At 64.8% G+C, this 12,024-nt stretch carries 14 protein-coding genes and 1 pseudogene; 13 read left to right on the forward strand and 2 right to left on the reverse strand.

All coding sequences use genetic code 11. From position 1 onward, the window contains the following. Nucleotides 1-99 precede the first annotated feature (99 nt). From rph to AC0ZT5_RS25735, 6 genes and pseudogenes are all read left to right on the forward strand, one after another. Nucleotides 100-816 (forward strand): ribonuclease PH, encoded by a 717-nt coding sequence (gene rph / locus AC0ZT5_RS25710; RefSeq protein WP_095083768.1) that lies wholly within the window; start codon nt 100-102, stop codon nt 814-816. A 197-nt stretch (nt 817-1,013) separates the two neighbouring features. Beyond that, nucleotides 1,014-1,424, forward strand: a complete 411-nt coding sequence (locus AC0ZT5_RS25715; protein WP_488498726.1) for a VOC family protein — start codon at nt 1,014-1,016, stop codon at nt 1,422-1,424. A gap of 14 nt (nt 1,425-1,438) precedes the next feature. Then, the gene (gene rdgB, locus AC0ZT5_RS25720; protein ID WP_488498815.1) at nt 1,439-2,086 is read left to right on the forward strand and encodes an RdgB/HAM1 family non-canonical purine NTP pyrophosphatase; all 648 of its coding nucleotides are present in this window, start codon (nt 1,439-1,441) and stop codon (nt 2,084-2,086) included. Continuing rightward, on the forward strand, nt 2,083-3,246 hold the full coding sequence (gene hemW / locus AC0ZT5_RS25725; protein ID WP_488498727.1) for a radical SAM family heme chaperone HemW: 1,164 nt from the start codon (nt 2,083-2,085) through the stop codon (nt 3,244-3,246). Before rdgB ends, hemW begins: the two co-directional genes overlap by 4 nt. A gap of 3 nt (nt 3,247-3,249) precedes the next feature. Continuing rightward, nucleotides 3,250-3,573, forward strand: a complete 324-nt coding sequence (locus AC0ZT5_RS25730) for a low molecular weight protein tyrosine phosphatase family protein (protein ID WP_488498728.1) — start codon at nt 3,250-3,252, stop codon at nt 3,571-3,573. Nucleotides 3,574-3,694: 121 nt separating this feature from the next. Continuing rightward, a pseudogene (locus AC0ZT5_RS25735) lies at nt 3,695-3,817 on the forward strand (EamA family transporter); the annotation flags it as partial. 73 nt (nt 3,818-3,890) lie between these two features. On the opposite strand, the gene AC0ZT5_RS25740 reads toward AC0ZT5_RS25735, so the two are convergent. After that, the gene (locus AC0ZT5_RS25740) at nt 3,891-4,076 is read right to left on the reverse strand and encodes a hypothetical protein (RefSeq protein WP_488498729.1); all 186 of its coding nucleotides are present in this window, start codon (nt 4,074-4,076) and stop codon (nt 3,891-3,893) included. A 148-nt stretch (nt 4,077-4,224) separates the two neighbouring features. Between AC0ZT5_RS25740 and rsmI the strand changes: the two genes are divergently transcribed. Next, nucleotides 4,225-5,121: a 16S rRNA (cytidine(1402)-2'-O)-methyltransferase gene (gene rsmI / locus AC0ZT5_RS25745; RefSeq protein WP_488498730.1), complete on the forward strand. Its 897-nt coding sequence runs from the start codon at nt 4,225-4,227 to the stop codon at nt 5,119-5,121. An 84-nt stretch (nt 5,122-5,205) separates the two neighbouring features. Next, the gene (locus AC0ZT5_RS25750; RefSeq protein ID WP_488498731.1) at nt 5,206-5,583 is read left to right on the forward strand and encodes a YraN family protein; all 378 of its coding nucleotides are present in this window, start codon (nt 5,206-5,208) and stop codon (nt 5,581-5,583) included. Between the two features lie 90 nt (nt 5,584-5,673). Here AC0ZT5_RS25750 and AC0ZT5_RS25755 read toward each other — a convergent pair whose 3' ends face one another. Then, nucleotides 5,674-6,480 carry an undecaprenyl-diphosphate phosphatase gene (locus tag AC0ZT5_RS25755; RefSeq protein ID WP_095083752.1) on the reverse strand — a complete coding sequence of 269 codons (807 nt, stop codon included), beginning with the start codon at nt 6,478-6,480 and terminating at the stop codon, nt 5,674-5,676. A gap of 160 nt (nt 6,481-6,640) precedes the next feature. Between AC0ZT5_RS25755 and AC0ZT5_RS25760 the strand changes: the two genes are divergently transcribed. From AC0ZT5_RS25760 to AC0ZT5_RS25780, 5 genes are all read left to right on the forward strand, one after another. Further along, on the forward strand, nt 6,641-7,333 hold the full coding sequence (locus AC0ZT5_RS25760) for a glutathione S-transferase family protein (protein WP_109667600.1): 693 nt from the start codon (nt 6,641-6,643) through the stop codon (nt 7,331-7,333). Beyond that, nucleotides 7,314-8,468 (forward strand): tRNA epoxyqueuosine(34) reductase QueG, encoded by a 1,155-nt coding sequence (gene queG / locus AC0ZT5_RS25765; RefSeq protein ID WP_488498732.1) that lies wholly within the window; start codon nt 7,314-7,316, stop codon nt 8,466-8,468. The genes AC0ZT5_RS25760 and queG overlap by 20 nt, the downstream gene beginning before the upstream one ends. Next, nucleotides 8,465-9,367 carry an SDR family oxidoreductase gene (locus AC0ZT5_RS25770; RefSeq protein WP_488498733.1) on the forward strand — a complete coding sequence of 301 codons (903 nt, stop codon included), beginning with the start codon at nt 8,465-8,467 and terminating at the stop codon, nt 9,365-9,367. Before queG ends, AC0ZT5_RS25770 begins: the two co-directional genes overlap by 4 nt. A gap of 64 nt (nt 9,368-9,431) precedes the next feature. Continuing rightward, the gene (gene mepA, locus AC0ZT5_RS25775; protein ID WP_488498734.1) at nt 9,432-10,523 is read left to right on the forward strand and encodes a penicillin-insensitive murein endopeptidase; all 1,092 of its coding nucleotides are present in this window, start codon (nt 9,432-9,434) and stop codon (nt 10,521-10,523) included. A 421-nt stretch (nt 10,524-10,944) separates the two neighbouring features. Beyond that, nucleotides 10,945-11,991, forward strand: a complete 1,047-nt coding sequence (locus AC0ZT5_RS25780; RefSeq protein ID WP_488498735.1) for a glucokinase — start codon at nt 10,945-10,947, stop codon at nt 11,989-11,991. Nucleotides 11,992-12,024 lie beyond the last annotated feature (33 nt).

Below are 12,024 nucleotides of genomic sequence, written 5' to 3' on the forward strand. Positions count from 1 at the left end.
TGTCTGAAGTCAGATCACCGGCCATTTTCCTTTGCGCCACGCGCTCCATGTGGTTACAAGCCGGCCAAGAATCCGAAAAATGACGGGAAAGAAGCCTGAATGCGCCCCTCCAAACGCCAATTCGACGAAATGCGCGCCATCTCCTTTGAGCGCGGCGTCTCCAAGCATGCAGAAGGCTCATGCCTGGTGAAGTTCGGCGACACCCATGTCCTGTGTACCGCCAGCCTCGAGGAGAAGGTGCCGGGCTGGATGCGCAATTCCGGCAAAGGCTGGGTCACGGCGGAATACGGCATGCTGCCGCGCTCGACGGGCGAGCGCATGCGCCGCGAGGCTTCCGCCGGCAAGCAGGGCGGCCGCACTCTGGAAATCCAGCGGCTGATAGGCCGCTCCTTGCGCGCCGTGGTCGACCTGCAGGCGCTGGGCGAGCAGCAGATCACCGTCGACTGCGACGTCATCCAGGCCGATGGCGGCACCCGCACGGCCTCGATCACCGGCGGCTGGGTGGCGCTGTATGATTGCCTGCGCTGGATGGAGGCCCGCCAGATGGCCAGCGTCGCCAAGGTGCTGAAGGACCATGTCGCGGCGATTTCCTGCGGCATCCATGACGGCCAGCCGGTCATCGACCTCGATTATCTCGAGGATTCCTCGGCCGGCACCGATGCCAACTTCGTCATGACCGGCAAGGGCGGCATCGTCGAGATCCAGGGCACCGCCGAGGGCGAGCCCTTTTCAGAGGACCAGTTCGCCGACCTGATGGGCCTGGCCAAGAAAGGCATCCAGCGCCTGGTCAGCCTGCAGCAGATGGCGGTGGTTTAGGCCTGGTTTGTATTGATGAGGTTGGCGATCCTTCCCACCCCCCTCTGGCCTGCCGGCCATCTCCCCCGCAAGGGGGGAGATCGGCTGTGGTCTTGGGTTTCGCCAACCACCAACGTTGCAAGCTGTGAGCCGGCGTTGACGCTTCCAATCTCCCCCCTTGCGGGGGAGATGCCCGGTAGGGCGGAGGGGGGTGCCTCGTGATTCCTTCCGCCATCCTTGAATCGGCCCTCTACGTCACCGACCTTGACGCTGCGGAGAAGTTCTACACCGGCGTCCTCGGGCTCGATCTGCTCGGCAAGGTCGACGGCAGGCACCTCTTCTTCCGCTGCGGACCCGGCGTGTTGCTTATCTTCAACGCCGAGGCGACAAAAGTGCCGCCCGCGCCCGATGCGAGACTGAAAGTGCCGCCGCACGGCGCGGTCGGCGAAGGTCATCTCTGCTTTGCGGCCAGCGCCGACGAGATCGAGCGCTGGAAAGCGCATCTCGAGGCGAAGAAGATAGCCATCGAAAGCGAATTTGAATGGCCGCAAGGCGGGCGTTCGATCTATATACGCGACCCCTCGGGCAATTCGATCGAATTTGCCGAGCCACGGATCTGGGGCATATAATGCATTCGCCAACCATTCATTCGCTTGATGGAAAAAAGATCGTCGTCGCCAGCCACAATGCCGGCAAGCTGCGCGAATTCGCGGATTTGATGGGGCCGTTCGGCTTCGAAGCGAAATCGGCCAAGGATTATGGCCTGCCGGAGCCGGACGAGACCGGCACCACCTTCGAGGAGAACGCGTACATCAAGGCACTTGCCGCCGCCCGGGCCACCGGCCTGCCGGCGCTGTCCGATGATTCCGGCCTGTGCGTCGACGCGCTCGACGGCGCGCCCGGCGTCTACACCGCCAACTGGGCCGAAACCCCTGACGGATCGCGCGATTTCGCCATGGCCATGCAACGCACCGAAGTGGCGCTGCAGGAAGTCGGTGCCGCCTTACCGGAACAGCGCAAGGGGCGCTTTGTCGCCGTCATCTGCCTGGCCTTTCCCGACGGTGACGCCGAATATTATCGCGGCGAGGCTGAAGGCACGCTGGTCTGGCCGCCGCGCGGCGACCTTGGCTTCGGCTACGACCCGGTGTTCCTGCCCAACGGCTTCGACAAGACCTTCGGCGAGATGAGCGCCGAGGAAAAACATGGCTGGAAGCCCGGCCAGCTGACGGCGCTGTCGCACCGCGCCCGCGCTTTCCAGAAATTCGCCGAAGCGAGATTGGGCTCGGCATGAGCATGCTGCTCGACCGGGCGCCCGGTTTTGGCGTCTACATCCATTGGCCGTTCTGCGCGGCCAAATGCCCCTATTGCGACTTCAACAGCCACGTCCGCCACCAGCCGGTCGACCAGGAACGCTTTGCCAGCGCTTTCGAGGCGGAGCTCGAGACCATGCGTCGGCGCACCGGGCCGCGCGAGGTGACCAGCATTTTTCTCGGCGGCGGCACGCCGTCTCTGATGAAGCCGGAAACAGTGGCCAGGGTTCTGGACGCCGTGGCGAAGAACTGGACCGTTCCTGATGGCATCGAGGTGACGTTGGAGGCCAATCCATCCTCGGTCGAGGCCGAACGGTTTCGCGGCTATCGGGCAGCAGGCGTCAACCGCGTCTCGCTCGGCGTGCAGGCGTTGAACGACAAGGATTTGCGCTTCCTCGGCCGGCTGCACAATGTCGAGGAAGCGCTGCACGCCATCGGGCTCGCGCGGGAAATATTCCCCCGCCTCTCCTTCGACCTGATCTATGCCCGGCCCGGGCAGACACCCGACGCCTGGCAGGCCGAGCTTGAACAGGCGATCGGCCATGCCGCGGATCATCTGTCGCTCTACCAGCTGACCATTGAGGAAGGCACGCCCTTCCACGCGCTGCATGCGGCAAAGAAATTCATCATCCCCGACAATGACCAGGCCGCCGACCTCTATGCGCTGACGCAGGAGATCACCACGGCTCACGGCCTGCCGGCCTACGAGATTTCAAACCACGCCAGGCCTGGCGCCGAAAGCCGGCACAATCTGACCTATTGGCGCTATGGCGAATATGTCGGTGTTGGACCCGGCGCGCATGGCCGTTTTGTCGAAAACGGCCGCCGCACAGTGACGATCGCCGAGCGGATGCCGGAAACCTGGGCCAATCTGGTCGAAGCCAAGGGCCATGGCGTCACCGGCGGCGAGATCCTGACACGCTCCGAAGAGGCCGACGAGTTCCTGCTGATGGGCCTGCGGCTGGCCGAGGGCATCGACCTTTCCCGCTACGAGGCATTCTCCGGACGTAGCCTGTCGAGCGCGCGGCTGTCGGTGCTGCAGGGTGAGGGGCTGGTGGCGCCGATCGGCAACGCCCGGCTGCGCGCCACACCGGCCGGCATGATCGTGCTCGATGCCGTGGTGGCGGATCTGGCGCGCTAACCCTTGAAGAACGTTCTCTTCGTCTGCAGCCAGAACCGCTTGCGCAGCCCGACCGCCGAGCAGGTGTTTTCCAAGCGCAGGGATATCGAGGTTGAGTCGGCCGGAACAAACCACGATGCGGAAACGCCGCTGACGCATGAACTGGTCGCCTGGGCCGACTTCATCTTCGTCATGGAAAAGGCGCATCGCGCCAAATTGCAGAAGAAATTCAAGGCCAACCTGAAGAAGGCTCGGATTATCTGCCTCGACATTCCCGACGACTATGAATTCATGGATCCGGTGTTGATACGCCTCCTGGAGGCGCGCGTTTCACGATATCTGGGGTGAATGACCTGGCAGAGTGTTCGCAACCATGCGTTCGTCATCCTCGGGCTTGACCCGAGGATCCATGCCGCGACACCTGCCGAGGTATGCGACGGCAGAATTCTGAACCGTCACAACCTCTGCGCTAGGCGTCGTGCTTGTGGCGGTGTTTGGCGCGGTCCTTCTCGGCGTGCGACTCTCCGGAGCGGGCCGGCTTGGCGTCGTCCTTGTCGCGGCGGGCGCGGTGCTGGTCGCCTACTTGGGATAGCGGCGCACCATTGCGGGCGTTTTTCGTTTCAAGACGGGTGATGAAGATATCGAAGCGATTGGGCATCGTTCGGTCAGTGCTCCGTCGTGCTGTCTGGTTTGTTGTCGGAAAGCCTGACATTCGTCGGCAAGGCGCTTGTGGTCCGCTTAATCAGGCTGGTGTCGGTCTTGGCAGGGAGGCGCTTGTCCCTGGCTGCGGCAACGCGCTTGCGGCCGGCATAGTAGGGTTCGAAAGCGTCCTGTATTTTTAGGCTGTCCATCCTGTCCTCCTCCTCCGGAATCAGGGGGTAAATCTGCCGAACCCGGTTTCGTTCCCTACTGTGGCAAAGGAATGGCAGTCGGACGCGGCGTCAGCTTTTGCAAGCCGGCGTCAGCCGTGCCAAACAGGGTTTGAACGGAGATGCATCGGTGACCGGCGAAACGGGCAAGCGCAGCTATGTGGTCGGGCAGACCGAGATCGCGGCCCGGCCGCTGGAGGCGGCGCTCTATCTGGTGGCGACGCCGATCGGCAATCTCGCCGACATCACGCTGCGCGCGCTGGAAACGCTGGCCGCTGCCGACATCGTCGCCTGCGAGGACACGCGGGTGTCGCGCGTGCTGCTCGACCGCTACGGCATTCGCCGCCGCACCACGGCCTATCATGAGCACAATGCCGGCGAGGCCGGACCGAAGCTGATCGCGGCACTTCAAGCCGGACAGAGCGTGGCGCTGATTTCCGATGCCGGAACGCCGCTGGTCTCCGATCCCGGCTATCGGCTGGTCGGCGAGGCGCTCGACCATGGCATTCGCGTCGTGCCGATCCCCGGCCCGTCGGCGCCGCTTGCCGCGCTGACCGCATCCGGCCTGCCGTCGGACGCCTTCCTGTTCGCCGGCTTCCTGCCCGTGAAGACGGGGCAGCGGCTGACACGGCTCGAAGCCCTGAAAGCCGTGCCGGCGACGTTGATCTTCTTCGAATCGCCGCGCCGGCTGGCCGAATCCCTCGGCGCCATGGTCGAGGCCCTCGGCGGCGGGCGAAAGGCCGCGATTGGCCGTGAGTTGACCAAGACCTTCGAAGAGATGCGCACCGGCACGCTGCAAGTGCTGGCCGACCATTATGCGGCGGCCGATACGCCGAAGGGCGAGATCGTCGTCTGCGTCGGTCCCGCCGAGGCCAAGGCCGACGAGCCTGAAGACATCGACCGCCTGCTGTTGTCGCTCGCTGCCGAAATGCCCGCCTCCAAGGCGGCGTCCGAAGCCGCGAAAATGACCGGCGGCCAGAAACAGGCGCTCTATCGGCGATTGCTGGAGCTCAGGGACAGACCATGATCCCGAAAAGTGGAAACAGGTTTTCTCGGACAAACGGTTCCGTTTGTCCAAAGATCATGGTCAAACAAAGTTCTGGAGAAGGCGGTGGCTAAGCGCCCGAGCGCCAGCCGCCAGAAAGCCTATCGGCGCGGCCATCGCGGCGAATGGCTGGCTGCTGCTGCGCTGATGCTCAAGGGCTACCGGATTCTGGCGCGCCGCCACCGCACCCGCTTCGGCGAGATCGACCTGATCGCGCGGCGCGGCGACCTGGTCCTGTTCGTAGAGGTCAAGGCGCGCCGCACGCTGATCGAAGCCATGGAGGCGATCGGCCATGAATCGGAGCGCCGCATCGAGGCGGCGGCCGACATCTGGCTGTCGCGCCAGTCCGACTATGGCAGACTGTCGATGCGCTTCGACATGGTCGCGGTGCTGCCCTGGCGCTGGCCGGTGCATGTCGAGAATGCGTTCTATGGAAAGAACTGAGGGGAGCGATGCTCGCCCTTCGCAGGCTCAGGGCGTTCGTCGTTCGGAAAGCCGAGCAATTGGCTTTCCGTCCGCTTCGCGGACCACGCCTCACCCCCAGATCATCAACGCCACCAACCCGACAATGCCAACCACGAGCCGCCACCAGCCGAACAGCGAGTAACCGTTGCGCGAGACGTAATCGAGCAGGAAGCGCACGACGATGAGCGCCGTGACAAAGGCGGCGACGAAGCCGATGGCGATGATCGGCAGGTCGGCGCTGCTCAGCACGTTGCGGTTCTTGAACAGGTCGAAGGCAAAAGCGCCGACCATCGTCGGTATCGCAAGGAAGAAGGAAAATTCCGCCGCCGCTCGCTTGTCGACGCCTAGAAGCAGTGCGCCGACGATCGTCGACCCCGAGCGCGATGTGCCGGGGATCAGCGACAGGCACTGGAAAAGTCCGATTTGCAGGTAAAGCCGGGTTGGGAAGCGCTCGACGTCACGGTAGACCGGCTTGAGGTTCATGCGGTCCACCGCCAGCAGCACGACGCCGCCGATGATCAGCATGATGCAGATCAGCCTTGGCGATTCGAACAGCACCGTCTTGATGAAATCATGCGCCAGCGCGCCGATGATCGCCGCCGGCAGGAAGGCGATCAGGATGCCGATGACGAAATGCCGTGTCAGCCGGTCATGCGGCAGGTCGAGCAGCATTTGCCACAGGCGGCGGAAATAGACGCTCAGGATCGCCAGGATGGCGCCGAGTTGGATCAGGATCTCGAAGGCCTTGCCGGTCGAATGGAAGCCGAGGAAATGGCCGGCGAGCAGGATATGGCCGGTCGAGGAGACCGGTATGAACTCGGTCAGCCCCTCCAGCAGACCGAGCAGCAGGGCTTCGACGATGGTCTGGCTTTCCATGGCTACCTCGGCATTGGCGTGACGGCTAACAGAACGGCTTGCTTGTCATGGCCTGCAAGTCCCCCTATAGGTCGCAACACCCTGACGGCCCGCTAACCGGGCGGCCAAGACTTACCGGTGCGCCCGGCGATTCGCCAGTGCGCTTTATCATCGCGGAACCATGCTGACGCTTTTCCACCACCCCATGTTCGCCACCTGCCGCTTCGTCCGCCTCGCTTTCGGCGAGTATGGCGAGGAACTGGCCCTGATCGAGGAAAAGCCGTGGACGCGGCGCAAGGAGTTCCTGGCGCTGAATCCGGCCGGCACGCTGCCGATCCTTTTGGCCGAAGGCGACGTGCCCATCGTCGGCGCAACCGTCATATCGGAATACCTCGATGAGACGCGCGGCGTCTTGAAGCGCGACAAGCGGCTGTTCGCCGAGGACCCGATGCAGCGCGCCGAAATCCGCCGGCTGATCGACTGGTATCTCAACAAGGCCGAAAGCGAGGTCACCCGCCATCTGGTGCGCGAACGCGTGCTGAAACCGGTGATGCCGGAAACGGCGGGCGGCGGCTCTCCCGATTCCGGAGCTATCCGCGCCGCCCGCGCCAACATCCGCCAGCACATGAAATACACCAACTGGCTCGCCGGCACCCGCCATTGGCTGGCCGGCAGCAGAGTCACCTATGCCGATCTCGCGGCCGCCGCGACGCTGTCGGTGCTCGACTATCTCGGCGAGATCGACTGGCGCGAACACGCTGCGGCGCGCGAATGGTACACGCGGGTGAAATCGCGGCCCTCCTTCCGGCCGCTTTTGACCGATCGGGTGCGCGGCCTGTCGCCGGTGTCGCATTATGCGGACCTCGACTTCTGACGCCGCAAAACTGCGCGCGCTGATCGACGCGGAGGCGCATCGCGCCGGCTTCGATGCCGTCGCCGTCACCACCCCCGATGCGATTCCGTTGGCGCCGGCGCGCCTGGCCGAATTCGTCGCCGACGGCTTTCACGGTTCGATGGGCTGGATCGCCGAGACGCTGCAACGCCGCAGCGAACCCACCGCGCTCTGGCCGCAAGTGCGCTCGATCATCGTGTTGGCGATGAACTACGGCCCCGACCGTGATCCGCGGGGGGTGCTGGGCAAACACGACCGTGGCGCCATCTCGGTCTATGCGCAGAACCGCGACTATCACGAGGTGATGAAGGGCCGACTGAAGGAAATCGCCGGCAAGCTCGTGGCGCGCGCCGGCGGTGACGTGAAGGTCTTCGTCGACACCGCACCGGTGATGGAGAAGCCGTTGGCTGAGGCCGCCGGGCTCGGCTGGCAAGGCAAGCACACCAACCTGGTCAGCCGCGAGCACGGCTCCTGGCTGTTCCTCGGCACGATCTTCACCACAGCCGAACTCGTGCCCGACCGGGCCGAGATCGACCATTGCGGTTCCTGCCGCGCCTGCCTCGACGTCTGCCCGACCGATGCATTTCCGGCGCCCTACCGGCTCGATGCGCGGCGCTGCATCTCCTATCTCACCATCGAGAACAAGGGGCCGATCCCGCATGAATTCCGCGAGAAGATCGGCAACCGCATCTATGGCTGTGACGATTGCCTCGCCGCTTGTCCGTGGAACAAGTTCGCGCGGGCGGCTTCCGAGGCAAAACTCGCGGCGCGCGACGATTTGCGCGAGCCGCCGCTTGGCCAGCTGCTCGAACTGGATGACGCAGCCTTCCGCGCCTTCTTTTCCGGGTCGCCGATAAAACGCATCGGCCGCGATCGTTTTGTCCGCAATGTGCTGATCGCCGCCGGCAATTCCGGCGATGCGGCGCTTGCCGACCCCGTGCGCGCCTTGCTGGACGACCCCTCGCCACTGGTGCGGGGCGCGGCAATATGGGCGCTGGCGCGGCTTGTGCCTGATGCCGAATATGCCGAACGGGCCGTTGCCGGCCTGAAAACCGAGAGCGATGACGCCGTGCGCGACGAATGGCGTCTGGCGCGGTCAACCAGGGCGCATGCATGAGCGACAAGCAGATCTTCATCTTCGGCGCCGGCTATTCCGGCCAGGCTTTTGCCCGCGCCAGCAAAGCTGCCACGACGATCTTGGGGACGACGCGTTCGGCCGAGAAATTCGAGGCGCTGCGGCAGGCCGGCATCGCGCCGCTGCTGTTCGACGGCGCGCTGACCGGCGAAATCGGCGATGCGCTGGGAAAGGCAACGCATCTGGTGGTTTCGGTCGCCCCGGATGAGGCCGGCGATCCCGTGCTCAATGCCGCCCGCGCGGCGATCGTGGCGCGGATGCCTGCACTTGAATGGATAGGCTATCTCTCGACAGTCGGCGTCTACGGCAATTATGACGGGGCCTGGGTCGATGAAACAGCCGAGTGCCGCCCGGTCTCGAAGCGCTCGGTGATGCGGGTGGCTGCCGAACGGGACTGGCTGGAACTCGGCCGCGACATCGGCCGGCCCGTCGCCATCCTGCGACTGTCGGGCATTTACGGCCCCGGCCGCAACGCGCTGGTCAATCTGGAAAACGGCACCGCGAGGCGGCTGGTCAAGCCCAACCAGGTGTTCAACCGCATTCATTGCGACGACATTGCCGGCGCCCTCTGGCAACTTATCGAAGGCAATACCGGCGGCATCTTCAACGTCACCGATGATGAGCCGGCGCCGCCGCAGGATGTCGTCGCCTATGCCGCCGAGCTGATGGGCGTCGAGCCGCCGCCCGAGATTCCCTTCGACGCCGCCCAACTTTCACCCATGGCGCGGTCCTTCTATGGCGAGAACAAGCGTGTCGCCAACGCGGCGATCAAGGCGGCGGGCTATTCCCTACGGTTTCCGGATTACCGCGCCGCGTTCGACCATATGTGGGCGAGCGGCGACTGGCGGGACGGCGAGCCGCGCAGCTCGATGAAGCGCTAATCATCGAAGCGCCGCGCGTTGCGTGCTATGATTCGGCCTTGGATTGCGGTGGGGATCCGGTTTCATGAAACCAGCAATGCGGCGATCTCTCGGCAGGAAATCACTGCTGGCCACGGCGTTCGGCCTGTTCGCGCTGGCCGGGCTCGCCGCGCAGCCGGCGACGGCCGAGGAACGGGCGAAGGACCTGTTCGGCGCCAAGAAACTGCCGGCCGCGACATCAGCGCAGTCGATAGGCTTCTACTCCAAGGGATGCTTTGCCGGCGGTGTCGCCATTCCCATGGACGGTCCGACCTGGGAGGTGATGCGGCCGTCGCGCAATCGCCGCTGGGGTCATCCGGCGATGATCGCGGTGATCGAGAAACTGTCGCGAGACGCCGCGGCCGATGGTTGGCCGGGCCTGCTGATCGGCGACATTTCGCAGCCGCGCGGCGGCCCGATGATGACCGGCCACGCCTCGCACCAGATCGGCCTCGATGCCGACATCTGGTTGACGCCGATGCCCAGCTCTCCGCTGTCGATGGCGCAACGCGAGAGCATCAGCGCCACCTTGATGGTCGACGAGAAGACCCACCTGGTGAAGGATGCGCTGTGGACGCCGGCACATACAAGCTTGTTGAAGCGGGCGGCGAGCTATCCCGAGGTCGAACGCATCCTGGTCAATCCCGGCATCAAGAAAAAGCTCTGCGACACCGTCAAGGGCGACCGTGACTGGCTGCGCAAGATCAGGCCGTTCTGGGGCCACGACTATCATTTCCACATGCGCATCGGCTGCCAGCCCGGCTCGCCCAACTGCAAGGCGCAGGAAGCGACGCTGGCCGATGACGGCTGCGGCAAGCCGCTCGCCTGGTGGTTTACGCAGGAGCCCTGGCGGCCCAACAAGAACCCGGATGCGCCGAAGGCCCGTGACCTGATGACGATGGCGAACCTGCCAAGGGAATGCCGCGCCGTGCTCGACGCGCCGGGGCCGGCGTCTGCCGAGGCCGCGACCTATCATGGCGGCGCCGTGCCGGTCGCAGCCGTGGCGCCAGAGCCGGAAGCGCCATCCCAGCCGGCAAGCGCCGCCGGCGGTGCACCCGCCTTACCGGCCTCGATGAATGCTTTCACTGCGACCCCCGAGATCGGCATTCCGCTGCCGCGGCCACGACCGGGAAACTGACTGCCGCGGCGTCTATCGACTGTCGAACCGGATTAAACCTGCGCGGGACCAGCTTTTAGCGCAATCAGGGCAGACAGAATTATGATTGCCGCAAGGATGAGCGCCCACGATACGGTGTTACGCGAAGGCCACCAGCGGCGGCCTCGCGCGGCGCGCTTACGCCATTGGCCAGACCGGTTGTCGTAGCGCGATTTATCCAACCTCTCCCCCCACAGGGAGAATGCGATTATCGCCGTTCGGAGTCCAGATGTGGCCCAGTTCAAAACTATAATGGTCCGTTTTGCAAAATAGTGGCCGTTTGGCCGCAGAACCCGTTCCCGCGCGCCATCGGGTTCGAAAACCGTTTCGCTTTTCAAACTCATGCGCTAGTCAACGGGAGAACGGCGATACGCCGTCGGGGGCGCCGGGGACGGACGAGAGTATGCCAAGCACGGGCGATGACGATACTTTGTTGAGGTTTCCGATCCTGATCGGCGACATTGGTGGCACCAATGCGCGCTTCTCGATCGTGCTCGACGCCAATTCCGAGGCCGGCGAGCCGACCATCGTCCAGACCGCCAATTACAACACCATCGACGAGGCGATCCAGGCGGCCGTGCTCGACCGCTCGTCGGTCCGCCCCAATTCGGCGGTGCTGGCGGTAGCCGGCCCGGTCGACGGCGACGAGATCGAGCTCACCAACTGCCCGTGGATCGTCAAGCCCAGGCAGATGTTCGCCAGCCTCGGCTTGAGCGACATCGTCGTGCTCAATGATTTCGAGGCGCAGGCGCTGGCCGTCGTCGCGCTCGGCGAGGAGCACATGGAAAAGATCGGCGGCGGCACGCCGGAGCCAAATGCCGGGCGCGTCGTGCTCGGCCCCGGAACCGGGCTCGGCGTTGCCGGCCTGGTCTATGCGCTTCGCCACTGGATACCGGTGCCGGGCGAGGGCGGCCATATGGACATCGGCCCGCGCACGCCGCGCGATTTCCAGGTTTTCCCGCATATCGAGAAGCTCGAGGGCCGCATTTCGGGCGAGCAGATCCTGTGCGGACGCGGCCTCGTCAACGTCTACCGGGCGGTGGCCAAAACGGATGGCAAGCCCGCCCCCTTCACCACGCCGGCGGAAGTCACCGCAGCGGCACTGGCCAAGACCGATCCGGTTGCCGAAGAAGCGGTGGAGACCTTCGTCACCTGCCTCGGGCGCACCGCCGGCGATCTCGCGCTGGTGTTCATGAGCCGCGGCGGCGTGTTCCTCACCGGCGGCATCGCGCAGAAGATCGTGCCGGCGCTGAAGGCCGGCAATTTCCGCGCCGCCTTCGAGGACAAGGCGCCGCACAGCGCGCTGATGCGCACCATGCCGGTCTATGTGATCACCCACCCGCTGGCAGCGCTTTTGGGGCTGGCCGCCTATGCCAGAAACCCCTCGCTGTTCGGGGTCCAGACCGCGGACCGCCGCTGGCGCGACGAAGTTAGTCACCCCAAGGCATAGGCAAGCCGGCCCCTTGGCGCTAAGAGAAGTGCC

This window comes from Mesorhizobium sp. CNPSo 4670, from assembly GCF_057784235.1.